Annotated in this window: 16 protein-coding genes; 9 read left to right on the plus strand and 7 right to left on the minus strand. The window is 68.8% G+C overall.

Annotated elements, in window-relative coordinates; genetic code table 11:
• Window positions 1-59: 59 nt before the first annotated feature.
• The 3 genes from ACJ8AT_RS13765 to ACJ8AT_RS13775 are packed head-to-tail and all read right to left on the minus strand — an operon-like array spanning window position 60 to window position 5,107.
• Complete coding sequence (locus ACJ8AT_RS13765; protein WP_407738168.1) at window positions 60-962, minus strand: PhnD/SsuA/transferrin family substrate-binding protein; 903 nt, start codon at window positions 960-962, stop codon at window positions 60-62.
• Complete coding sequence (locus ACJ8AT_RS13770) at window positions 959-3,481, minus strand: tetratricopeptide repeat protein (protein WP_407738169.1); 2,523 nt, start codon at window positions 3,479-3,481, stop codon at window positions 959-961. Before ACJ8AT_RS13770 ends, ACJ8AT_RS13765 begins: the two co-directional genes overlap by 4 nt.
• 12 nt (window positions 3,482-3,493) lie before the next feature.
• Window positions 3,494-5,107 (minus strand): SpoIIE family protein phosphatase, encoded by a 1,614-nt coding sequence (locus ACJ8AT_RS13775; protein ID WP_407738198.1) that lies wholly within the window; start codon window positions 5,105-5,107, stop codon window positions 3,494-3,496.
• A gap of 323 nt (window positions 5,108-5,430) precedes the next feature.
• Here ACJ8AT_RS13775 and ACJ8AT_RS13780 point away from each other — a divergent pair, with 323 nt between their 5' ends.
• The 4 genes from ACJ8AT_RS13780 (at window position 5,431) to ACJ8AT_RS13795 (ending at window position 9,443) form a co-directional block, all read left to right on the plus strand.
• On the plus strand, window positions 5,431-6,669 hold the full coding sequence (locus tag ACJ8AT_RS13780; protein WP_407738170.1) for a metalloprotease: 1,239 nt from the start codon (window positions 5,431-5,433) through the stop codon (window positions 6,667-6,669).
• Between the two features lie 123 nt (window positions 6,670-6,792).
• The gene (locus tag ACJ8AT_RS13785; RefSeq protein WP_407738171.1) at window positions 6,793-7,800 is read left to right on the plus strand and encodes a thiamine pyrophosphate-dependent dehydrogenase E1 component subunit alpha; all 1,008 of its coding nucleotides are present in this window, start codon (window positions 6,793-6,795) and stop codon (window positions 7,798-7,800) included.
• Window positions 7,801-7,802: 2 nt separating this feature from the next.
• On the plus strand, window positions 7,803-8,858 hold the full coding sequence (locus ACJ8AT_RS13790) for an alpha-ketoacid dehydrogenase subunit beta (RefSeq protein ID WP_407738172.1): 1,056 nt from the start codon (window positions 7,803-7,805) through the stop codon (window positions 8,856-8,858).
• Window positions 8,859-8,951: 93 nt separating this feature from the next.
• Window positions 8,952-9,443 (plus strand): GNAT family N-acetyltransferase, encoded by a 492-nt coding sequence (locus ACJ8AT_RS13795; RefSeq protein ID WP_407738173.1) that lies wholly within the window; start codon window positions 8,952-8,954, stop codon window positions 9,441-9,443.
• 14 nt (window positions 9,444-9,457) lie between these two features.
• Here the strand turns inward: ACJ8AT_RS13795 and ACJ8AT_RS13800 are convergent, their stop codons facing one another.
• Window positions 9,458-9,820, minus strand: a complete 363-nt coding sequence (locus tag ACJ8AT_RS13800) for a TIGR02266 family protein (protein ID WP_407738174.1) — start codon at window positions 9,818-9,820, stop codon at window positions 9,458-9,460.
• A gap of 348 nt (window positions 9,821-10,168) precedes the next feature.
• Here ACJ8AT_RS13800 and ACJ8AT_RS13805 point away from each other — a divergent pair, with 348 nt between their 5' ends.
• Window positions 10,169-11,440: an SGNH/GDSL hydrolase family protein gene (locus tag ACJ8AT_RS13805; protein ID WP_407738175.1), complete on the plus strand. Its 1,272-nt coding sequence runs from the start codon at window positions 10,169-10,171 to the stop codon at window positions 11,438-11,440.
• 135 nt (window positions 11,441-11,575) lie between these two features.
• Window positions 11,576-12,784, plus strand: a complete 1,209-nt coding sequence (locus ACJ8AT_RS13810; protein WP_407738176.1) for a hypothetical protein — start codon at window positions 11,576-11,578, stop codon at window positions 12,782-12,784.
• Here ACJ8AT_RS13810 and ACJ8AT_RS13815 read toward each other — a convergent pair.
• Window positions 12,715-15,381 (minus strand): phosphoenolpyruvate carboxylase, encoded by a 2,667-nt coding sequence (locus ACJ8AT_RS13815; RefSeq protein WP_407738177.1) that lies wholly within the window; start codon window positions 15,379-15,381, stop codon window positions 12,715-12,717. The two genes, ACJ8AT_RS13810 and ACJ8AT_RS13815, sit on opposite strands and share 70 nt — an antisense overlap.
• A 176-nt stretch (window positions 15,382-15,557) precedes the next feature.
• Window positions 15,558-17,345, minus strand: a complete 1,788-nt coding sequence (locus tag ACJ8AT_RS13820) for a bifunctional metallophosphatase/5'-nucleotidase (protein ID WP_407738178.1) — start codon at window positions 17,343-17,345, stop codon at window positions 15,558-15,560.
• Between the two features lie 261 nt (window positions 17,346-17,606).
• On the opposite strand from ACJ8AT_RS13820, the gene ACJ8AT_RS13825 reads away from it, so the two are divergent.
• Window positions 17,607-17,801: a hypothetical protein gene (locus tag ACJ8AT_RS13825; RefSeq protein ID WP_407738179.1), complete on the plus strand. Its 195-nt coding sequence runs from the start codon at window positions 17,607-17,609 to the stop codon at window positions 17,799-17,801.
• A gap of 33 nt (window positions 17,802-17,834) precedes the next feature.
• Here the strand turns inward: ACJ8AT_RS13825 and ACJ8AT_RS13830 are convergent, their stop codons facing one another.
• A complete protein-coding gene (locus ACJ8AT_RS13830; RefSeq protein WP_407738180.1) occupies window positions 17,835-20,378 on the minus strand; it encodes a DEAD/DEAH box helicase in 2,544 nt (847 codons plus the stop codon).
• 82 nt (window positions 20,379-20,460) lie between these two features.
• Here ACJ8AT_RS13830 and ACJ8AT_RS13835 point away from each other — a divergent pair, with 82 nt between their 5' ends.
• Window positions 20,461-21,270 carry an SDR family oxidoreductase gene (locus ACJ8AT_RS13835; RefSeq protein ID WP_407738181.1) on the plus strand — a complete coding sequence of 270 codons (810 nt, stop codon included), beginning with the start codon at window positions 20,461-20,463 and terminating at the stop codon, window positions 21,268-21,270.
• A gap of 114 nt (window positions 21,271-21,384) precedes the next feature.
• A complete protein-coding gene (locus tag ACJ8AT_RS13840; RefSeq protein WP_407738199.1) occupies window positions 21,385-22,989 on the plus strand; it encodes a fumarate hydratase in 1,605 nt (534 codons plus the stop codon).
• Window positions 22,990-23,003: the final 14 nt, after the last annotated feature.

Genomic DNA, 23,003 nt, shown 5'->3' on the forward strand with positions numbered 1-23,003 from the left:
TTGCCCTTCATTCCTACCTGCCCGGTGGTGACGCCCCGGGCCCGGTGCACAGCCCTGCGTCAGTCGTCCGGCTGCTCGTCGGAGACGTCCATGGCGCTGACGAAGTTGGGCAGCACGGGGTTGAGCTCCGCCGAGTTCACCAGCGCGTCCGTGTTCACGCGCAGCACCGGAGACTCGACGATCACCGGCTGCCGGCGCGGCGGGCCCTGCTGAACGAGCTTGCGGAAGTCCTCGAAGTCCTTGCCCTGCACCTTCACGAAGGCGCTGAAGGGCTCCACGGCGCCCAGCTTCCCCAGGCTCTCGTCCACGTTGGCGCCGCGCAGGGTGACGAACACCGCGCCCGGCACCTTCGTGCTGCGGTAGATGACGCGCGCATCCTTGGGGGCGTGCGACAGCGGCACCAGCGCCGCCTCGGCGCCCTTGGCCTCGAGCATCTTCAGCGCCGACTCCACGTTGGGCACGGACACCATCTTGAAGTGCTTCTGCGCGTCCAGATCGCCCGCGAAGATGACGTTGGAGACGAACTTCGGATCCGAGGACCCCGCGCCCTTGGTGATGGCCAGGCGCTTGCCGGACAGATCCTTCACGGAGCCCTTGCCGTAGGAGATGACGGCCCAGCGCTGCGCGGTGTCCCCGGACATGGCCGCGAAGGCCACCGGGACGGCCCTTGCGCCCAGCTGCACCGCCGCCCACGCGTCCACCACCGCGAAGTCGAGCGTTCCATCCGAGATGGCCTTGGAGAAGTCCTCGTAGCGGCCGAAGCTCTTGGCCGCCACGGGCTGGTTGAGCGAGGCGCCCAGCTGCGCCGCGAGCTTCTCGGCGAAGCCGAAGCGCTGCTGGCCATCCGTGAGGGTGGTGGGCAGGAACACGCCCAGGGTGGTCTTCTTCTCGGCCCGCGCGGCGGGTGCCCAGGCACACACCAGCGCAAGCCCCAACAACAACGAGAGGCGGGTGATCTTCATGGAGTGGTCTCCGTGGCGGTGGCCTCGCTGGGGTTGGCGTCGGCGGAGGCGCCGCCCAGGCCGTAGATGGCCACCAGGCGGTCCTTCCACTCGCGCACGGTGGCCATCCGGGGCCCCCCGCTCGAGGACAGGTAGCGGCGGTAGGCATCGACCGCCTCGGGGATGTCATTGCGGCGCTCCTGGGCGTCGATGCCCAGGTTGAGCGTGGCGGTGGACACGGAGGACTCCAGCCTGCGCCAGGCGGCCACGGCGTCATTCGCCTTGCCCTTGCGGTAGTCCACGCAGGCCAGGTTGTGCTGGAGCAGGGCGTTGTCCGGATCGGCGGCGAGCGCGGCCTTGAAGGCCTTCTCCGACAGCTTGAAGTTGCCGGTGGCGTAGGCGTGCTCACCCTCGAGGCGGTTGAGCGCGTTGGCGAGGGAGGCGATCCACTTGGCCTGCCAGGGCGAGGGCTTCTTGGAGCCGCTGGCCAGCACCTTGCGCGCCTGGGGCACCAGCTCCTTGCGGTAGAGCATGTACGCCTCCGTCAGCGCGCGCGTGTTGGCGCTCGCCCAGCGCGGGGCCGGGACGAGGGCGCGCTTGAGGAACGCGCTCGGGTCCGCGCCGCGCCGCTCCTCGGTGATGACGAGCGCGCGGGTGAAGGAGGCCAGCCTGGCCAGATCCGGCTGCTTGTTGAGCGGGAACTTCTCGGCCAGCTCCACGTCCTTCTGCGCGGCCCCGGCGTCGCCCTTCTCGAGGCTCGACAGCGAGCGGCGCAGCAGCATGAGCGGGAGGTTGGCCTGGGCCAGCTCGCGGGCGGCCTTGGAGGGGCCGGGCTCGGACAGCCGCTGCACGGCCTCGTCCACGCGATCCAGCCCCACCTGCGCCAGCGCCGCGCCCACGGACACATCCGCCAGCTCTCCGGGCTCCTCCGTCAGCTTCCCGGCCTGCTCGAAGGACTCCAGCGCCTTCTGCGCCTCGCCGGCCCCGTTGCGGGCGTAGCCCAGCAGCCAGTGATCGCGCCAGGTGACTCCCGGCAGCGTCACGCCCTGCTCCAGCACCATGCGCGCGCCGGCGAAGTCACGCTTCTCCAGCAGCGCCGCGCCGAGCCTGCGGGCCATGGGCGCGCTGCGCTCGAGATCGAACGCGCGGCGCAGATCTCTCACGGCGTCATCCAGCCGGTTGCTCTCGGCGCGGCCGCGAGCGCGGTGCGCCAGCGCGCGAGCCAGCCACTTGCCGGCCAACGGGTTGCCGGGCTCCACGGAGAGCGCGTTGGTGTAGTCCTCGACGGCCTGATCCCACTGGCCGGTGGCGAAGTGGTCCGCGCCCAGCAGGTTGTACCCAAGCGCCTGGCGCGGAGCGAGCTCCACCACGCGGCGGTGCACCTCCACGGCGCGCTGGTACTTGCCGGCGCGGCGGTTGACGGAGCCGAGCGAGGCCCACAGATCCAGGTTGTTGCCACCCTCCTGCACGGCGGCCTCCAGGTAGCGGATGGCCTCGTCGTTGCGGCCCTGCGCCTGGAGCGCCTTGCCCACGGCGATCTTCGCCGACACCAGGGTGGGCGCCAGCTGCAGCACCTTGCGGTACTCGGCCTCGGCCTCGGCGTGCTTCTTCTGCGCCAGCCGCACGTCACCCAGCAGCAGGTGCGCGCTGGCCGTGTTGCCCAGCTTCACCAGGGCCACCGCGTGCGTCTCCGCGCCGGCCACGTCGCCCGCGTTCAGCAGGATGCGGCCCAGGCGCTCCTTGGGCTCGGGCGCCTGCGGGAAGCGGCTGACCAGGCCCTGCACCAGCGCCTGGGACTCCTGCATCTTGCCCTCCATCTCCAGCACGGCCGCCAGCCCCATCTGGGTGGAGACCGTCTCGGGCCGGCCCTTCTGGGCCTGCTGGAAGGCGGCGCGCGCGGAGGCCGGATCCCGCCGCAGCAGGTGCGCCTTGCCGATGAGCTCGTAGATCTGGAAGTCGTTGGCGGCCAGCTTCTCCGGGCGCTGCGCCAGGTAGCGCTGGAGCTTGGCGATGGCCACGTCTCCGCGCTGCTCGTACATGTAATACGTGCCCAGGTAGTAGTTGACGATGAGGTAGTCGAGCTTGTCCGCGGTGGAGACCAGCTCCAGCAGCGGGACGGCCTCCTGGAAGCGGCGCAGCTTGTAGTACGCCACGCCCAGCGGGTAGGCCACCGTCAGCTCGTTGGGGTTGGCCGTCATCACCGGCTGCAGCTTCTGCACCACGCGGTTGAAGTCCTGGAGCGCGTTGCCCACGGTGCCCAGGCCCACGGCGGCCGTCATCAGCGCGGGATCGGCGGTGAGCGCCTGCTCATAGAGCTGCAGCGCGCTGCGGTACTTCTCCTCGGCTTCCTTCTTGTTGCCGGCGGAGACGGCGGCGCTGGCGGAGACCTGCGCGGCGTCACCCTCCTGTACCAGGCGTTGGGCCTCGGTCAGCGGCGGCGGGCGATACTGCGCCAGGGCCGCCGTGCCGACGAGCACGTGAACGAGAGCGAGCGCCGCGGTGAGGCGGCGCAGCCAGTGGGTTCGAGAGGAGCGACTCATGAGGTTCGGGGGCTAGGAGGCAGGGCTGAACTCGGCGACGACGATGGTGATGTCATCGCGCTGGGGCTGACCGGCGCTGAAGGAGCGCACGTCCGCCATGATGGCGTCCCGCAGGCCCTCGGCGGAGAGCTGGGCGTTGGCCTGCATGGCGGCGTTGAGGCGCTGGGTGCCATAGAGCTTGCCGGCCCCATCGCGCGCCTCGGTGAGGCCGTCCGAGTACCAGACGACGATGTCACCCGGCCGCAGCTGCGCCTGGCGCGAGGAGTACTGCGAGGCGACCGAGGCGCCCAGCAGCGGGCCGCGCGCCGGCAGCGAGGCGACCTGCCCCGACATGCGGTTGAAGACGCTGGCGGCCGGGTGGCCACCGGCCGCGTAGTCAATGAAGCCCGTCTGCGTGTCGATCACCGCCAGCGCGCTGGACATCTGGTACTCGCCGCGGCCCAGGTGGGCCAGGGTGATGTTGAGCGCGCTGATGAGCACCTGCGAGTTGAGCTGATCCGGCTCGCGCATCGTCATGGCCGAGGCGAACCCGGAGGTCGCGCTGGTGGCCACCAGCGCCGTGGACAGGCCGTGGCCCGTCACGTCCCCAATGCCAATGGCCACGCGCTGCTCGTCCAGCGGCGCGCGGAACCACCAGTCACCGCCGCACGCGTCCGCGGTGACCACCACGCCGGCGATGCGCAGCGGGCCCACCTGGAGCGCCTCGCGGCCCGGAGACAGCGTCTCCTGAACGGTGCGCGCCAGGGACATCTCGCGCTCCAGCTGCGCCTTGACGCGCACGTCCTCGAGCAGGACCTTGATGCGCTCGGCCATGTGGTTGAACACGACGCCCAGGGTGCGCACCTCGCGGCCGGTGCCCGAGGCCTGGCCGGTGCTGCGCGCGTTGAGATCGCCCGCGGCCAGCTGCATCACCCGGCGCGTGAGCATGCCGAGCGGACGGGTGATGCCGCGGCTGAGCGCCAGCGCGAGCACGGCGGCCAGCAGCACGCTGCCTCCGCCCAGGGCGACGGTGCGCACCGTGGTGGCGAACAGGGCGTTCACCTTGGCCTCCTCCAGCTCCTGGCTCTGCTTCTGCAGCTCCTCCTGCGAGTAGCTGATGACGATGAGGCCCTTGCCCGCCGTGGAGCCATAGTCGAGCGGCTCCTGGAACTCGAAGACGGGCTGGCCCTGGTACACCACGGTGGCCAGGCCGCGCTCCACCTTGCGGGTGCCCGCGGAGCTGCCCAGCTTGGCGTCCTTGTCCGAGTCCGCCACCAGCTGCTGCTCGGCGTCGAACATCTGCACGCGGAGGATGTTCTTGTTGTCCGCGACGATGGAGCGCGCCACCTCGGTGAGGAAGCCGTAGTTGTTGTCGCGCAGCGACGTGGTCGAGGTGAGCGCCAGGGTGTGGCTCACCGTCTGCCCCAGCTCGCGGGACTGGGACTCGAGCCGGTCATGGAAGTGGCCCGTCGTCTCCTCGAACTGGCTCTTGTACGAGTAGAAGGACATCGCCGCCAGCAGCGCCACGACGACCACCATCAGCGCGGCCGTGGTGATCAGCAGGAGCTGATCCAGCCGCATGCCGCGGATGGAGGCCACGTCCGGGAGTTCGCCCGCCTCGAGCGGCGCGACGATGGTGCCCGTCATCTCCCCCGCTACCGGCGCCGCCAGCGTGGTGCTGGTGAAGTGGGCATTGTGGCGAGTCGAGGTCGATTCAATAGGCTGAGTCCCGGTGCCAGTTACCTCGGGAGCTCCGTTGGGAATCTCGGTCTGGGAGGCGTCATCAGTCACGGCACTGAAGCGCTGAGTCTTCTTGGGCAAGGGCACACCTGGCTGCGAGCCGCGCAAGGAACGCGGGCTGACGTGAGAAGCGGCGGGACTTTAGCGTACTTCTACGCGAGTGCGAGTCCCCGCCTCCCCCTCCTGCGGCCGACCGCCGCCCCCATATATGATGAGCATACCTGATCCCCATGGCTCTGCGCTTCCAGGTGGCTGGCTTCCCTGTCCAGGTCCACCTCCTCTTCGTCCTCACCACCCTGGCACTCGGCTGGACCGAGTCCTCCGACCCCGCGCGGCTGGCAGTGTGGTTCAGTGTCGTCTTCGTCTCGGTGCTGCTCCATGAGCTGGGCCATGCGCTGGCGTTCCGGCGCTTCGGCCACGGGGCGAGCATCTCGCTGCACGGCATGGGAGGGACGACCACCAGCGAGGGCGGCAGGCCGCTCACCCACCGGCAGGATCTATGGATCTCCCTGGCGGGGCCCGGCGCCGGCTTCCTGCTGGGGGGCCTGGTGCTGGCGCTACAGCACTTCACGCACGTTGGGCAGGGAAGCAGCCTGGCGCACTACAGCGTGGTAGCTCTGCTCTGGGTGAATATCGGCTGGGGCGTCTTCAACCTGCTGCCCGTGCTCCCGCTGGACGGAGGCCACGTGATGGCGGCCATCGTCCGCGAGCGCGGGGGCCCCCGCTTCGAGTGGCTCATCCCTGCCATCTCCCTGGCGACGGCGGCCTGTGGGCTGGTGCTCTCCCTCCTCTGGAAGCAGCGCTGGCTGGGCATGTTCGCGCTCATGCTCGCGGTGTCCAACGCGGGGCAGCTCGCTCAGGCGTGGATGGAGCGGCGCTATGCGCTGCGGATCCGCGCCTCGCTGAAGCGCGTGCGCCCCACCGTCGACGGAGCCAAGGCACCCAGCGTGGACCGGCTCCTCACGGAGCTGAGCCTGCCCTCGCGCTACACCGCTCCCGAGCCCGGCTCGGCGGCCCCGCCCGAGCGCCAGGCTCCGCCGCCCGAGCGCCACGCGCCCCCCCCGAAGCGCCCCGACCCGCCACAACCCTCGGCGGCCCTGTCCGAGCCCGAGCTCCCCGAGATGCTCCACGATCCGTGGTTCGTCGGCGAGCTGCTGCTGTCCAACGATCTGCCGGAGCTGGCCATCCGCCCGCTGAGCGCAGCCTTCTACGAGGTGCCCACGGTGCAGCGGGGCCATGCGCTCGTCACCGCGCTGCTCGAGGCCGGGCGCTACGCGGACCTCCTCCGCACCCTCTCCACTCCCAGCCAGCGGCACCTGGGAGACGAGACGCTCCTGCTGATCGTCACCCGCGCCGAGACCGCCGCCCAGCCCGCGCTCGCCGCTCGCGCCCGCGAGCTGCGCCAGGGCCGAGCCCGCTCCAAGCCCCTCCCCTCGCGCAGCGCGCATGACTCCAAGAAGCCCGGCTGATTGCCGCACCGCGCCACGCGCAGGGCCTTTCCTGGCTGGCGGACATCCCGCGCGCAGCACGCTTGAGTGCACCGGGAGTTGTTGAGTTATAGGGGCGTCTCCCCACTCTCCAGGAAGCCTCGCGTGTCACGACCTCGTTTGATCAACCGCGAAGAAGCGTCCGCTCCCATCGAGCGCGAGCTGCTCGTTCGGATGCACGATCTGATGGTGAAGGCGCGCGTGCTCGAGGAGCGCCTCATCCAGATGTACAAGCAGGGCCACGGCTACTTCTGGATCGGCGGCCCCGGCGAGGAGGCGTTCAACGTCCCGCTCGGCCTGCTGATGAAGAAGGGCCAGGGGCTGGACTACGACTACCTGCACGCGCACTACCGTCAGTCCGGCACGCTGCTGGCCATGGGCGAGGAGCCCATCGGGGCGCTGCGGCAGATGAAGAACACGGCCACGGACCCGTACTCGGGCGGCCGGAACTTCGCGGGCCACTTCTCCAAGAAGGAGTGGAACATCGCCCCGGTCTCCTCTCCCATCGAGGTGCAGTACGCCATCGCCCCGGGCACGGCCATGGCCCAGAAGCGCCACGGCGGTGACGGCATCACCATCGTCACCGGCGGAGACGCGGGCACCGCCGAGGGCGACTTCGCCTCGTGCCTGGTGTGGAGCAACCGCCCCGCCAACCCGCTGCCCATCCTGATCATCGTCACCAACAACAAGTGGGGCATCTCCACGTCGGCGGACGACCAGCACGGCGAGTCGCGCATCTCCGACCGCGCCCGCGCCTTCAACATCCGCTGCAAGACGATCAACGGCAATGATCCCCTCGAGGCCTATCGCGAGCTGAAGGAGGCGATGGACTACGTCCGCCAGGAGCGCAAGCCCTTCATGATGGAGGCCCTGGTGTCGCGGCTGTACGGGCACTCCTCCGCGTCCGGCGCCAACTTCGTGACCAACGAGGTGGACTGCCTCAAGGAGTTCGAGGCGAAGTTGGAGAAGGACGGCGTGCTGACGCGCCAGCAGATGGACGAGCTGCGCAACCGCTACACCGAGGATCTGGCCGCCGCCGCCCGCCTGGTGCGCGACGAGCCGCAGCCGGCCCCTGAGACCATCTGGAACCACATCTACGCGGAGAAGAAATAACCATGGCCAACATGGCACAGGCCATCCGCATGGCCCTGCACTACGCCGAGGAGCACCTGGGCGTGATGGACATCTTCGGCGAGGACGTGGGCCCGCCGCTGGGCGGCGTCTTCACGGTGACGCAGGGCCTGAAGAACGCGTGGAACTCGCCGCTGGACGAGCGCGGCATCATCGGCACGGCCATTGGCCTGGCCATGGCGGGCCAGCGCCCCGTCGCCGAGATCCAGTTCGCCGACTACATCTACAACACCATCGATCTGCTGAAGATCGCGGGCAACACGCTCTGGTCGAGCAACGGCGACTGGAACCTGCCCATGGTGGTGAAGACGCCGGTGGGCAGCGGCATCCGCGGCTCCATCTACCACTCGCACTCGTTCGACGCGACGGCGACCCACATCCCGGGCTGGAAGATCGTCATCCCCTCCAACCCGCTGGATGCGTACGGGCTGTTGATCTCCGCCTGCCAGGACCTGAACCCCATCATGTACCTGGAGCCCAAGGCGCTGCTGCGCGTGAAGGGCGAGGAGCGCATCCCCGGCGAGCCCGAGGACGACAAGCAGCTGTCGAAGATGATCGACGCGCCGCTGGGAGACCGCTCGGCGTGGAAGCCGCAGTGGCCGGCGCTGGAGGCGTACGCGGTGCCCATCGGCAAGGGCAAGGTGGTGCGCGAGGGCTCGCAGGTGACGGTGGTCAGCTACGGCCGCACCCTGCCCCTGTGCGCCAAGGCCGCGGACTCCTTGCGCGAGCAGGGCGTGAGCGCCGAGGTGATCGATCTGCGCACGCTCTGGCCGTACGACTGGGACCTGGTGAAGGCCTCCGTCGAGAAGACGGGCCGCGTGCTGTACGTGAACGAGGACACCGAGGTGACGAACTTCGGCGAGCACCTCGTGCGCCGCACCGTGGACGAGCTCTTCTTCAAGCTGCTGGCGCCGCCGCGGCTGCTGGCCGGCAAGTTCGTGCCCGGCATCGGCCTGGCGGACAACCTGGAGATGGCGTCCGTGCCGCAGCTCTCGGACATCACCCAGGCCATCCAGAAGCTGGCCGTTGAAGAGCCGTAAGCAGGCCGTCAGCGCGGCATCGCATGTAGGACCCCGGGCCGTCGTCCCTTCGAGTTGGAGGAGCGGCGGCCCTTTCGTTAGACTCGGCCCTCCGTGTCCACGCCTATCGCCAAGAGCCCGATGCCCTCGCCTGCGCCCGCACCCTCGACGCAGTCCGCGTTCCGCATCCGCCGCGCCCGCCGGGGAGATGCCGAAGCCCTCGCCACGCTCCTCAAGGAAGCCGGCTACCCGGAAGGCTCGGACACGCAGACGGTCCACTGGGTCACCAGCCATCCGGAGATCGAGATCTTCGTGGCGTGCGATTCGCAGGACAGGCCCGTGGGCATGCTCAGCCTCTCGCACCGCCCCCAGCTCCGGCTGCGCGGGCGCATCGCCACGGTGGACGAGCTGGTGGTGACGGAGTCCTGGCGGCGCCGCGGCGTGGGCCGGGCGCTGCTGCTGCACGCCATCGAGCGCTCCCGCGTGCTGAGCGTGAAGCGGCTGGAGCTCGCCTCGCGCCAGGATGCGGGCAGCGAGAGCGCGCGCTTCTACGAGGCGTGCGGCTTCGTCAGCGACTCCATGGTGTTCCGCCACGAGGGCCGCTGAGGCCCTGGCTCCCTCTAGGGCTGAAGGCTGTCGATGACGCGCTGGAGCCGGAGCCGGTCCTCCTCGCTCAGGTTCGTGAAGCGCACGCCAATGGCCTCGGACTCGTCGCGCACCCAGGCGATGACACCTTGGATCTGGAAGGCCTCGCCCTCCACGACCATGTCCATGCGCACGGGCGAGCCCACGTCATAGGCCCGCCGGGTCCTGAGACACAGCCCGCCCGCCGAGATGTTCAGCGAATAGGCCCTCAGGGCCTTCGCCGCATCCTGCGCCTGGGTGAAGTGCACCTCGAAGCGCGCGGGTACGCGCTCCTCACCCCGGCGATTGAGCAGGGCATCCTTCCCCGTGGCTGGCATATCCGCGGAATTGCTGTTCATGCGGCACCAGAACTCTCAAGAGCAGCAGTGCAAAGCAAACGGACGACCTGACGATTGTGCGCTCTCTGCCTCCTGCACATCGCCCGGAGCGCCTGCAAGTGTCGGCTGTCTCGCGGGCCCGGTTCAAGGGGGAGCCCTGCTCGGACGTTCGCTCTGCGGGCTCGTGATTCTCGATTGTCCGGGAGTTCCGAGCCGCTCCGCCTGTCTACGCCCGGGCCGAGGCCCTGTCTCCCCGCACGCTCTCCGAACGTGGGAGCCCCGGGAACAGGTTGAGGACCCAAATGCCAGGCACCACTTCCTGGTTCATGGGGAGCCGTTCAACCGACCCCCCTGCCAAGGAGTGCAGAGATGCGGAACAAATCAGGACTCTGGGTCCTCGTCATATGTGCCTGGAGCCTGCTGGGAGCCTGTGGCCCGGGCACGCCAGGAGCCTCGGCCGAGCCCTCCGCGGGAGGGGACGAGATCTCCACCCCAGCGCCCTCGACCCCGGTGGTGGAGCAGCCCGCGCCTCCGGGTGATCCCCAGGCCCCCGGCCCGGTGAGCCCCCCTTCGGATCCCTCCCCGAGCACTCCGCCCCCCGCGCCCACCTTCCAGTCCGCCTTTCACCAGGCGCTGCGCTGGTCCAAGAGCGTGGGCAGCCTGACGACGTTCCGCATGCGGGTTCCGGTGGGCCGGGCCGGCGAGCGGCTGCGCGTGACGTTCCGCTCGGGAGACGGGAGCCTGACGCTCCAGAAGGCCACCATCGCACGCGCGGGGGCGAACGGGGCGCTGGCCTCGCAGCCCGTCCAGCTCACCTTCAATGGGTCCTCGGGCTTCAGCGTGGGCTCTCGCAAGCTCGTCACGTCGGATCCAGTGTCCTTCCCGGCGGGCTTCCGCGACGAGGTGGACATCTCGTTCGAGGTGACTGGCGCGCTGGCCATGAGCGCCATCAATGCGTTCCCCGGCGGCTTCATGCGCTCGGGGGCGTACTCGGGCCTGACGGGAGCGCTGGGAGGCTCGTCGTGGCAGCAGGCCATCGGCATCGCCTCCGTGGAGGTGGAGGCCCCGCCCCGCCGCGCCTTCGTGGCCATCGGCGACAGCATCACCGAGGGCTACATGGACACCTACAATGACACGCGCAACGCGTGGCCCTCGCTCGTGGAGCAGCAGCTCGGGCTGCCCGTGGTGAATGCCGCGGTGTCCGGGCAGGGCTTCTGGGGAGAGCTGGTCAACCTGGATCAAGAGGTGCTGCCGATCTCCGGTGCCACGGACTGCCTGGTGCTGCTGGGGACCAATGATCTGACGGCCCTGAGCGTCGCGGATCTGGAGACGCGGATGACGACGCTGATCAACCGGCTGAAGCCCTTCTGCCACCCGTGGGTGAGCACGCTGCTGCCCAAGGAGCGGACGAACTACGGCACCTATGATCAGGTGAAGCGGGATCGCGCCTCGTTCAACGCCTGGATCCGCCAGCAGACCCTGGCCGACGTGATCGATCTCGAGGCCGTGACGCGCCAGCCTGACAACGTGAACCTCTTCATTGACGGGCTGGAGGTGGACGGCATCCACCCGAGCACCCAGGGGCACCGCGTCATGGCCGCCGAGGTGGCTCGCGTGCTGCGCCAGAAGTACGGACTCTAGAGTTGGAGGGCAGCAGGACGCTCAGATTGTCGCCGGAGTCAACAATTTGATGGAACTGCGTCAACCGGCCCAGGTTCTCCCGGGCTTCGGGTTTCGGACTTGTGGAAACCGGGAAGCGGAGCGTATGGCGGGCCCATGGCGAGCAAGTCGAGGGCCGCGGTGCCTTGGGTGTGGCTGGGGGTGGCCGGGCTCGGAGTGGCCGCGCGGCTGTGGCTCTGGTGGACGACGTTCGGCAGCAATGACTCCGCGATCTGGGGCTTGCATGGGCAGCACGTGCTGGCGCTGGGCCTGAGGGGCGCGTACGAGACCTACGTCGACTTCAATCACCCGCCCTTGATGGGGCTCTACTCTGGCGTGGCTTGGGCGAAGGGCGCAGGCCAACCGCTGGCCTTCGCGCGCCTCATCAAGCTGCCGGGGCTCGTGGGCGAGGCGCTGTCCCTCTGGGGCCTGTGGCGCTTCGCGAGCCCGCGAGCCGCCGCCGCGTATGCCCTGGTGCCCGTCTCCATCCTCGTGAGCGGTTTCCACGGCAGCACCGACTGCCTGTACGCGGCCTTCATCTTCCTGGCGGCGGTGGCCTTCGATCGCGAGCGCTACTTCCTCTCGGGGCTCTTGTGGAGCGCGGCGCTCAACGTGAAGGTGCTGCCCATCGTCCTGGTGCCCATCGTGCTCCTGGCGCCTCGGGATCGGCGCTCGTTCCTGCGGCTGGTGGCGGGAGGGGCGCTCGGCTTGCTGCCCTTCGTTCCTCCTCTGCTGGTAGCCGCGGGGAGCATGTACCGGAACATGCTTGTCTATAACTCGCAGCCGAATGACTGGGGCGTGCTCGCGTTCCTCAACGCCGTGGACCGCGAGCCCCGCATCCGAGCGCTCTTCTCGGCGCTGCGAACCGACTTCATCGAGCGTGGCCGATACCTCATGCTGGCGAGCATCACCGGGGTGGCGCTGCTCTCACGGTTCCGGCTCAAGCTGTCGATGACGGAGCAGACGGCCCTGGGCGCGGCGCTCTTCTTCGTGTTCGCGCCGGGCTTTGGCGTCCAGTACCTGGTCCTCCTCGCGCCGGTGCTGTGCTTCGTGGAGCTCCGGGCGGGGCTGTGGTGGGGGTGGCTGACGGGCGTGTTCGCCGCGCTCTTGTACGGCATCTTCCTCAGGCCGGATTTCCGCCCGCCGTTCGCGGAGTTCGGCCCCTACCCACAGCCCGCCGTGCTCGTGGGCGTGCTGGCCTGGGCTTACCTGCTCCAGTTCGTATGGGCGCGGCTCCGCGACGCGTGGGTGCGCACTCAGCCCGTGTTGCGCATGCCGGCGGCGATGCCGTTGAGCGTGAGCAACAACGGCCGGCCCACCTCCTGACCCTCGCGCTTGCGCCGCAACAGCTCCACCTGGAGGAAGGACATGGGGTCCACGTAGGGGTTGCGCAGGGCGATGGAGCGCTGGAGCTGCGGGTTGTGATCCAGCAGCTTCTCCTCACCCGTAATCCGCTTCACCCAGCGGCGGGTGCGCGAGTGCTCCGCCCGGATGGTCCGCCACAGCGGGCGCGTGGACTCCGGCGCGAGCTTCGCGTACCGCGAGGCGATCGAAATATCGCTCTTGGCGAGCACCATCGTCACGTTGTCGATGACCATGCGGAAGAACGGCCACTCGCGATACATCCGCTTCAGCAGGGCCAGCCCCTCGGGCTTCGCCGCGAACGCCTCCAGCGCCGAGCCCACGCCATACCAGCCCGGCAGGATGGCCCGGTTCTGCGTCCACGCGAACACCCAGGGAATGGCGCGCAGCGACTCGAGCCCCCCCGCCTTGCGCTTGCTCGGGCGCGAGCCGATGGGCAGCGCGGAGATCTCCTCCAGCGGCGTGGCGGCCATGAAGAACTCGACGAAGCGAGGATCCTCCCACACCAGCGCGCGGTACTCGCGCCGGCCCGTCTCCGCCAGCGTGTCGAAGGCCTCGCGGAAGACGGTCTCATCCTCGGGCGAGGGCCGCGGCTGCGCATCCATCACATGCAGCAGCACGCCGCCCAGCACCAGCTCCAGCGTGCGCCGCGCCAGCTCTGGCTGCGCATACTTGTGGTCCAGCGCCTCGCCCTGCTCCGTCGCCTTGTAACCGCCCGCGAGGCTCCCAGGCGGCAGGGCGAGGATGGCCTGCTGGGCCGGGCCGCCGCCGCGCGCCACGGACTCGCCGCGGCCGTGGAACAGGCGCAGGGCAATCCCCTCCTCCTTCGCCACCTGGGTGAGCGCCACCTGGGCCCGGTGGAGCGCGGCGGCGGCCGCCAGCAGCCCCACCTCCTTGCCCGAGTCGCTGTAGCCCACCATCACCTCCTGCACGCCGCGCGCCTGAAGGTGGCGGCGGTAGGTGGGATCGGCGAACAGGGTGCGCAGCACCTTCGGGCCGTCATCCAGCGCGCCGAGCTGCTCGAACAGCGGGACGATGTCCACCGTGGCGCAGCCCCGCTCCGCGTCCCAGAGCCCCGCGTGACGCGCACACCGGAACGCCGCCAGCACATCCTCCGCGGTGCTGGCCATGGAGAGGATGAAGGTGCGGCACGCCACCTCACCGGACTCGGCCTGGGCCTCACGCACCCGGTCCAGCACCGCGAGCAGCCGGGCTCCTCCCTCCGAGGCCGCGGGCCCGCCGGAGATCGAGGCGTTGGCGCTGATCGCATCCTCGGCCGGTGCGCGGAACTCCAGCTCGGCCAGGTGGAAGCCCATGACGCGGACGCGCTCCAGCACGCGGCGCACCTGCCGGACACCGGCGCGCTCCGCCTTCACCTGCAAGAGCGTGCGCTCGAGCAGCTCCAGATCCTTCAGGAACGCCGCGGGAGAGCGATAGGCCGCGGGAGCCATGAGCTCGGTGCTCCCGGTGCGCTGGCGCTCCACGTACTGGAGCGCGAGCTGGAGCCGGGCCTCCATGAAGCGCAGCTTGCGCCGCCAGGGCTCGCCCGCGGTGCGAGGCCCCTGCCGCTGCGCCACCTGGGGAAGCTCCGCCTCGTCCGCCTCGATCGAGGCGCGCAGCTCCTTGGGAGTGGGCGCGTGGCGATCCGACTGGGACAGGGCCACGCCCAGCTCCTCCACGTCGTGCAGCAGCATGCGCAGGCCGCGGGCGCGGTGGGCATGCAGCGTGTCCGCGAGCACCTCGGGCGTGACGAGCGGGTTGCCATCCATGTCTCCCCCCACCCACGAGTGCACCTTCACGGGGGTGGGGACACGGCCCAGCGGCTCGCCGTAGACGGACTCGAAGGCCCAGGAGATCACCTCCGGCAGCCGCGAGAGCTGATCGGCGAGCACCTCCTCCACGTACCAGAGCGCGTTCTTCACCTCGTCACCCACGGTGGGGCGCATGCGCCGCAGCTCGTCCGACTGCCAGAGCGCGGTGATCTCCTCGCGCACCGTCTCCAGATGGTCCGCGCTCTCCTGGGGCGTCAGCGAGCAGCGATCCCACTCCTCCAGCAGGAGCTGGATGCGGTAGAGCTTCTCCAGCAGCGTGCGCCGCGCCGCCTGGGTGGGGTGCGCGGTGAGCGTCAGGGTGACCTGCATCGCACGGAGGGCCTCGCGCACCCGCTCGGCGGGGATGCCCGCTTCCTTCAAGGTCTGGAGCGCCGCCTCCAGCGAGCCGCGCTGGGGCTTGGCCTGGGGATCGCTCGCGTGCGCGCGGAAGCGGCGGATGCGGTGGTGCTGCTCGGCGAGGTTGACGAGCTGGAAGTAGACGGAGAAGGCGCGGAGCACGGGCTCGGCCTGCTCGAGGGGGAGCTTGTGCAGGATCGCGGCGAGCTCCGCGGCCACGGCCCGCCGGCCCGCCTTGGGTCCGCGACGGCGCTGGATGGCGAGGTGGCGGACCTGCTCTTCGAGTTCGAAGAGGGCCTGTCCTTCCTGCTCGATGAGGACTTCTCCGAGGAGCCGGCCTAGCAGGCGGACATCTCGGCGGAGGGGTTGGTCTACGGTTCGGGTGCGCGCCATGACGCACCGCACCCTAGCTCCACCTCGGGCCCGGACTCACAGAAAGCGATCACATCGCACAGCAACGGACACCCGGGAGCGGTGCCGGGGGTCACCCGCTCCACTCGCCCCCTGACAAGTGGTCTTGCACACGGTGTTTGACACGCGAGAGGCCGAGCAGGGCTACCTGATCGTGGCTACGGCGCAGAGCACTTCACCGGCCCCTGCGAGGCCTTGAAGAAGTACGAGTAGAGGTCCGGCGTGAGCGAGAAGTTGCACGTGTTCACGGCCTCCGGGTCGAGGTTGGGGTGGCCCTGGATGTAGCGAGCGATGTAGTCGCGCACTCCATCCGCAGAGGACCACAGCAGCTTGCCCTCTTTGAACATGGAGAAGCCGCCGCCACCGCCGCCCCGGTAGTTGTTGATGGCGATGTGGAACACCTGGCCATCGGTGACGTCCTGCCCGTTGAACTTCAGGTGGGTCAGGCGCGAGCCCGCGGGCCGGGTGAGATCGTAGCCGTAGTCGATCTTCGAATAGAGATCCCAGTTGTAGTCCTGCGCGTTGGGCACCTTCGCGGACGCCGGGTTGGAGGAGGCCGGAGGGGCGCTGGTGTTCCACTGCGCGAAGTACTGGGCGTTGAGCTCCAGCGCGCGGCGCAGGATGGAGCCGTTGATCTCCATCACGTAGAGCGTGTTGTCGTAGATGTAGATGCTGTACGCATCGCGCAGGGTGATGTCACCCGCGGGCAGCCTGCCGTCATCGGTGAACAGGGCGGCGAGCGAGAGCTCCACCGGGTGGCCGTTGTCCTCGGCGGCCTGCTCCTGGACGGAGTTGATGAGATCGGCCAGCGCGCTGTCCACGTAGCGGGCGGCAAAGCCCCCGGGGAAGGCCGCGCGGGTGGAACCAATCCGGGTGCTCACATACGCGAGCGTGGTGTCATGCGCGCCGCGGGTGAGCTGGGCCACCTGGGCATCCTCCGCGACGTTGGCATCCACCGCGAGAAGCCGCGAGTCCTTGCCGTCCACGGTCCAGTGGCCGTCCTTGTAGACCATGGAGAGATCCACCTGGCCCAGGTGACTGCCCCAGCGGTTGGGCTGAATGAGCAGCACGTCCTGGCCCTGGGTGTTCTTCAGCAGCATCTTCGGGATGGGCTGGTGGGTGTGGCCCGTGAGCAGCACGTCGATGCCGTCGATCTGCTGGGCGATCTGCACCGCCTCGTTCTCGCCCGGCACGTTGCCGCGGTCGGCCCACTTCGTGGCATCCGAGTAGTCCGTCAGCCACGAGGCGGGATCGCTCGCCTTGCCCGTGGGCTGCTTGTCCGGACCGCTGTGGATGGCCACCACCACGACATCGGCCCCCGCCTCGCGCAGCTTGGGCACGTAGGCCCGGGCCGTCTCCAGCGGATCATCGAAGCGCAGGCCCGGGATGTTCTCGGGGCGCTCCCAGATCGTCACGCCCGGCGTCACCAGGCCGAGGATGCCCACCTTCACACCGCACACGTCCTTGATGAGGTAGGGGGTGAAGGCCTCGCTGCCGTCGGCGCTCTTGCGCACGTTGGCGCCGAGGATGGGGAAGTTCACCTCGCCCTTGAACTTGTTGAGGACGTTCAGGCCGTAGTTGAACTCGTGGTTGCCGAGCGCCATGACGTCATAGTTCAGCTCGTTCATGGCCACGGCCATGGGGTGCTTGGGCGTGTTGTCCACCAGGGCGTAGTAGGTGCCCAGCGGTGTTCCCTGAATGGCATCCCCGGTGTCGATGAGCAGGTTGCAGTTGGGGTTCTCCGCCCGGGCTTGCCGGACGAGCGTGGCCACCTTGGCCAGCCCGCGCGAGGCGTCCTCCTTTCCGGTGAAGTAGTCCCAGGAGAAGATGTTGGTGTGCAGGTCGCTGGTCTGCATCAGCCGCACGGTGCGCGGCGAGGTGTCCACCGGCGGCGGCTTGGGATCGTCGCCACAGGCGGTCAGCGAGAGGAAGGCACAAGTGGCCATGGCAGAGAGCCAGGCCGAGCGGCGCGGAGCCGCGAGAGAACGCGAAGGCATGAGTGAGGACCTCGGAAAGGAGCTGCCCGGGAGATCTGCTTCCGGGTAGCTGATCCTCTTACCCTGAGGTGGCGCCTTCGGGCTGCAGAGTCTTCGCGCCATGAATCCGAGAGTTGGCAAGCAGGCGAGCCGTTCCTCGCACGGCGGGTGGCACCGGAGGCTTTGCTCCCCAGCCATTGCGGAGCTGGGAACCTGCGTTACCTCAAATACATGACCGAAGTGCACACCACTCCGCGTGACTACACCCTCCCCGAGGGCTGCCCCACGTGCGGCGCGGATCTGCCGGTGCGGGTGACCGCGGCTGGGCCGAACGGCGTCTGCAAGCACTGCGGATGGTTCGGCCGTCCGCTCATCACCGTGACGCACCGGGGACTGCGCATCAGCTACGAGGGCGCCCAGGCCTGAGGCCGAGCGCCCCTACCACGCTCCAGAACCTGATCAGGTGCCGATGCGCTGGAGGATGAGGATCGGTCCGTCATCCAGCCTGCGGCCGCGCAAGTCGATCTCGCAGTCCAGCATCCAGTCCCCGTGTCCCTCCGGGTCCATGATGCGCTGCTGCGCTTGCCACAGCCGCTGGCCCGTCTCCTTGATGAACGTGAGGCTCGGCCTGCGCGCCGCCGGAGTGAGGAGCACCACCTTGTGCTCCTCGAAGTAGGGCGCCATCGCCTGCTCCAGCTTCGGCGCCGTCCACTCGCCCACGGCCCCATCCAGCATCTCCAGCGCGTCCATGTAGCGCTTCTGCCCCAACGCCCGGAGCAGCCGGTGCAGCTCCTCGCGCACTCGCGCCGCGAATGCCTTCGGATCCTCCGTCAGCTCCTTGGGCTTGAGCTCCACCACGGGCTTCGGCGCGAGCGCCGCCCCCGGGTTGCGCATCCGCTCCCACTCATCCAGCAGGCTGGAGTCCACCTGCCGCAGCGTGGCCCGCAGGTGGTCGATGATGTCCTCCACCGCCTCGTCCTTGAAGCGCTCGGGCACCGTCTGCACCAGCGTCTTGTACACGTCGCTCACGTACCGCAGCAGCACGCCCTCGCTGCGCTGAAGGCCGTACTCGCGCACGTAGTCGTGGAAGGACATGAAGCGCTCGAACATGTCCCGCACGATCGACTTGGGGCGGATGTTCTCCTGGCCCACCCACGGGTGCTTGCGCTCGAACTCGTTGAAGGTGGAGTAGATGAAGTCCCGGTTCGGCTTGGGCCACTCCAGCTTCTCCAGCTCCGCCATCCGGTCGTCGTACTCGATGCCCTGCGCCTTCATCTCCGCGATCTTCTCCCCCTTGAGCTGGTGGAGCTGCGCGTAGAGCACGACGTCCGGGTTCTCGAGGATCGACTCCACCAGCGTCACCACGTCCAGCGCATACGTCTCGGTGGTGGGATCCAGCTTCTCCAGCGTGTCGAGCAGGTACAGCGCCAGGGTGTGGTTCAGCGAGAAGTCCCGCTGGAGATCCTCCGCCACCTTCACCAGCGCCCCGCCCGGCCGGCTCTCCACGCTGACCACGCCCGCCCCGCGCAGCGTCCGGAAGCACGCCGCCGCCGTCTTCAGGTGCCGGCGCTTCACGTAGTCCGAGTCATGCGTGCGGCCAATGAGCTGCACCAGCCGCCGGTAGCCGCCGCTGCCCTCCGTCAGATCGCTCTGGAGCAGGTTGAGCAGCAGGCCGTGGGACACCTCGAAGCGAGACTCCAGCGGCTCGGGGATGCCGTTCTGCAGCCGCTCGAAGGTGCTCCGATCGTAGTTCACGAAGCCCTTCTGCGGAGGCTTCGCCTTGGGCGCCTTCTTCTTGCCCGCCGCCTCCTTCTGGGCCTGCTTGATGTTTTCGATCACGTGCTCGGGGGCCTGCGCCACCACGGTGCCCTGATCATCGAAACCCTTGCGCCCGGCCCGGCCGGCGATCTGCTGGAAGTCGCGCACGCTCAGCGTGGCCAGCTTCTCGCCGTTGAACTTGAACAGCTGCGTGAAGAGCACCGTGCGGATGGGGATGTTCACCCCCACGCCCAGCGTGTCCGTGCCGGAGATGACCTTGAGGTGCCCCGCCTGCGCCAGCTTCTCCACCAGCAGCCGGTACTTGGGCAGCAGCCCCGCGTGGTGCATGCCCACGCCGTGGCGCAGGAAGCGCTGGAACTCCTTGCCGTACGGCGTGTCGAAGGGCGCCTCCATCAGCGCCTGCCGGATGGCCTCCTTCTCCTCCTTGGTGGAGAAGTCCACGCTCATGAGGTTTTGCGCCTGCTCCGCCGCCGCGCGCTGCGTGAAGTTCACCAGGTAGATGGGGTACTTCTTCTGGGCCACCAGATCCTGGATCGTCTCGTGGAGAGGCATCTCCCGGTACTCGAAGTCCAGCGGCACCGGGCGCTTGGCGCTGCGCACCGAGATCACTTCCTTCCCCGTGAGCTTGAGCAGCCCCTCCTCGATGACGTGCGTGTCGCCGAGCGTGGCGGACATCATCAGGAACGTCGTCTTGGGCAGGCCCAGCAGCGGCAACTGCCAGGCGGTGCCTCGCTCGCGGTCCGAGTAGTAATGGAACTCGTCCATCACCACATAGTCCACCGGGGCGCGCGAGTCCCGCATGGCCATGTTGGCGAGGATCTCCGCGGTGCAGCAGATGATGGGGGCCTCGCGGTTGATGCTCGCGTCGCCGGTGAGCATGCCCACGTTCTCGGGCCCGAAGGCGTCGCAGAGCGCGAAGAACTTCTCGTTCACCAGCGCCTTGATGGGGCACGTGTAGTAGGAGACCTTGCCCTCGGCCATGGCCTTGAAGTGCAGCGCGGTGGCCACCAGCGACTTGCCCGAGCCCGTGGGCGTCTTCAGGAACAGGTGCTTGTCCGCGAGGATCTCGAGGATGGCCTCCTCCTGCGCCGGGTAGAGCGACAGCCCGTTGGCCGAGACGTAGCCCACGAAGCGGTTGAGGATCTCGTCGGAGCTCAGCGGGGGCTCGCCCCGTGCGGGGAGGAGGGCAGCCAGGGGAGCGCGTTTCTCGGCGGGGGTATCCATCTCGAAGATGGAATCTAGCGGGCAAGCCTGGCGCTACCTGGAAAAATCGCGTTCCGGCCCGCGCCTCTGGAAGAATGCCCGGATGGCCAGCATGCAAGGAAAGACCGTCGTCATCACCGGAGCCTCCGCGGGGATTGGGGAGGAGCTCGCCGTCGTGCTCGCTTCACGGGGGGCGAACCTGGTGCTCGCGGCCCGGAGCGAGGAGGCGCTCGCCCAGGTGAAGCAGCGCTGCGAACAGGCGGGGGGCAAGGCCCTCTCCGTGGCGACGGACGTGGCGGATCCGGAGGCCTGCCGGCGCATGGTGGAGCGCGGCGTCGAGGCATTCGGGGGCATCGACTGCCTGGTGAACAACGCGGGTATCACCATGTGGGCGCGGCTCGACGAGGTGACGGATCTCTCGATCTACGAGCGCCTCATGCGAGTGAACTACCTGGGCTCGGTGTACTGCAGCTACCACGCCCTGCCCCACCTCAAGGCGCGCAAGGGGCTGCTGGTGGCCATCTCGTCGCTGACGGGGAAGACGGGAGTGCCCACGCGCAGCGCCTACGCCGCGAGCAAGCACGCCATGCAGGGGTTCTTCGACTCGGTGCGCGTGGAGCTGCGGGGCACCGGGGTGGACGTGCTCGTGGTGTCGCCCGGGTTCGTGGCGACGGAGATCCGCGCACGGGCGGTGGGGCCGGATGGCAAGCCCGTCCAGAAGAGCAAGCGCAACGAGATGAAGAACACCATGGACGTGCAGACCTGCGTGGCGCAGATCGTCCGCGCCATGGACCGCCGCGATCGCGAGCTGGTGATGACGGCGCAGGGGAAGGTGGCGCAGTTCCTCAAGCTCGTAGCGCCGGGCGTGGTGGACCGGATCGCTCAGCGGGCCATCGAGGATAAGGACTCCTAGCAGAGAGGCTTACGGCCAGACGGTGTGGAGGGAACGACTCGGGCGCGCGCCTGTGGTAACTGGAAGCCCTCTTCTCGCGAGGACCGCACCGTGAGCGCTTTCACCTATCAGGACATGCTGCCGCTGGGCGAGGACACCACCCCCTACCGGCTTCTGACGAAGGAGCACGTCTCCACCTTCGAGGCGAGCGGGAAAACCTTCCTCAAGGTCGAGCCCGAGGCGCTCACCCTGCTCACCCGCGAGGCGATGCGCGACATCGCCCACCTGCTGCGCCCCGGCCACCTGCAGCAGCTCTCGAACATCCTCAAGGATCCCGAGGCCACCTCCAACGATCGCTTCGTGGCGCTGGAGCTGCTGAAGAACGCCAACATCGCCGCCGGCCGCGTGCTGCCCTCCTGCCAGGACACCGGCACCGCCATCGTCATGGGCAAGAAGGGCCAGAACGTCTTCACCGGCTTCAATGACGAGGAGGCCATCTCCCGCGGCGTCTTCGAGACGTACACCACCAGCAACCTGCGCTACTCGCAGCTGGCGCCGCTCGACATGTACAAGGAGGTCAACACCGGCAACAACCTCCCCGCCCAGATCGAGCTGTACGCCACCCAGGGCGACGCCTACAAATTCCTCTTCATGGCCAAGGGCGGCGGCTCGGCCAACAAGAGCTACCTCTTCCAGGAGACCAAGGCGCTGCTCAACCCGGACAGCCTGATGAAGTTCCTGGATCAGAAGATCCGCTCGCTGGGCACCGCGGCGTGCCCGCCCTACCACCTGGCCATCGTCGTGGGCGGCACCTCGGCGGAGTTCGCCCTCAAGACGGCCAAGTACGCCTCGGCGCGCTACCTGGACACCCTGCCCACCAGCGGCAACAACCAGGGCCAGGGCTTCCGAGACGTGGAGCTGGAGGAGAAGGTGCACCAGCTCACCCGCCGCATGGGCATCGGCGCGCAGTTCGGCGGCAAGTACTTCTGCCATGATGTGCGCGTCATCCGCCTGCCTCGCCACGGCGCGAGCTGCCCGGTGGCCATCGCCGTCTCCTGCTCGGCGGACCGGCAGGCGATGGGGAAGATCACGAAGAGCGGCATCTACCTGGAGCAGTTGGAGACGGATCCGGCCAGGTACCTGCCGGAGACCACCGACTCGCAGCTCGGCGGCGACGTGGTGAAGATCGATCTCAACCGCCCCATGTCGGACATCCGGGCCGAGCTCAGCCGCTACCCCACGAAGACGCGCCTGTCGCTGACCGGGCCGCTGATCGTCGCGCGAGACATCGCCCACGCGAAGATCAAGGAGCGCCTGGACAAGGGCGAGGGCCTGCCGCAGTACATGAAGGACTACGCGGTGTACTACGCGGGCCCGGCGAAGACGCCGCGGGGCTACGCCTCGGGCAGCTTCGGCCCTACCACCGCGGGCCGCATGGACAGCTACGTGGATCTGTTCCAGTCCCAGGGCGGCAGCCTCGTCATGCTCGCCAAGGGCAACCGCTCCAAGGCCGTCACCGAGGCCTGCAAGAAGCACGGCGGCTTCTACCTGGGCAGCATCGGCGGCCCGGCGGCCCGGCTGGCTCAGGACTGCATCAAGAAGGTGGAGGTGCTCGAGTACGCCGAGCTCGGCATGGAGGCGGTGTGGAAGATCGAGGTGGTGGACTTCCCCGCCTTCATCGTCGTGGATGACAAGGGCAACGACTTCTTCGCCGAGCTGAACGTCTCCGCCAAGGACTGAGTCAGAGGCATGGC

The sequence above is a fragment of the Hyalangium sp. genome (assembly GCF_045802625.1).
In the GTDB taxonomy this organism is placed as follows: Bacteria; Myxococcota; Myxococcia; order Myxococcales; family Myxococcaceae; genus Hyalangium.

Coding starts and splice junctions, on each gene's coding strand:
- ACJ8AT_RS13780 (WP_407738170.1), top strand. CDS start 5,431: ATGGCTCTGCGCTTCCAGGTGGCTGGCTTCCCTGTCCAGGTCCACCTC.
- ACJ8AT_RS13815 (WP_407738177.1), bottom strand. CDS start 15,381: ATGGCGCGCACCCGAACCGTAGACCAACCCCTCCGCCGAGATGTCCGC.
- ACJ8AT_RS13800 (WP_407738174.1), bottom strand. CDS start 9,820: ATGAACAGCAATTCCGCGGATATGCCAGCCACGGGGAAGGATGCCCTG.
- ACJ8AT_RS13830 (WP_407738180.1), bottom strand. CDS start 20,378: ATGGATACCCCCGCCGAGAAACGCGCTCCCCTGGCTGCCCTCCTCCCC.
- ACJ8AT_RS13825 (WP_407738179.1), top strand. CDS start 17,607: ATGACCGAAGTGCACACCACTCCGCGTGACTACACCCTCCCCGAGGGC.
- ACJ8AT_RS13775 (WP_407738198.1), bottom strand. CDS start 5,107: ATGACGGGCACCATCGTCGCGCCGCTCGAGGCGGGCGAACTCCCGGAC.
- ACJ8AT_RS13805 (WP_407738175.1), top strand. CDS start 10,169: ATGCGGAACAAATCAGGACTCTGGGTCCTCGTCATATGTGCCTGGAGC.
- ACJ8AT_RS13840 (WP_407738199.1), top strand. CDS start 21,385: ATGCTGCCGCTGGGCGAGGACACCACCCCCTACCGGCTTCTGACGAAG.
- ACJ8AT_RS13835 (WP_407738181.1), top strand. CDS start 20,461: ATGGCCAGCATGCAAGGAAAGACCGTCGTCATCACCGGAGCCTCCGCG.
- ACJ8AT_RS13770 (WP_407738169.1), bottom strand. CDS start 3,481: ATGAGTCGCTCCTCTCGAACCCACTGGCTGCGCCGCCTCACCGCGGCG.
- ACJ8AT_RS13790 (WP_407738172.1), top strand. CDS start 7,803: ATGGCCAACATGGCACAGGCCATCCGCATGGCCCTGCACTACGCCGAG.
- ACJ8AT_RS13810 (WP_407738176.1), top strand. CDS start 11,576: ATGGCGAGCAAGTCGAGGGCCGCGGTGCCTTGGGTGTGGCTGGGGGTG.
- ACJ8AT_RS13765 (WP_407738168.1), bottom strand. CDS start 962: ATGAAGATCACCCGCCTCTCGTTGTTGTTGGGGCTTGCGCTGGTGTGT.
- ACJ8AT_RS13820 (WP_407738178.1), bottom strand. CDS start 17,345: ATGGCCACTTGTGCCTTCCTCTCGCTGACCGCCTGTGGCGACGATCCC.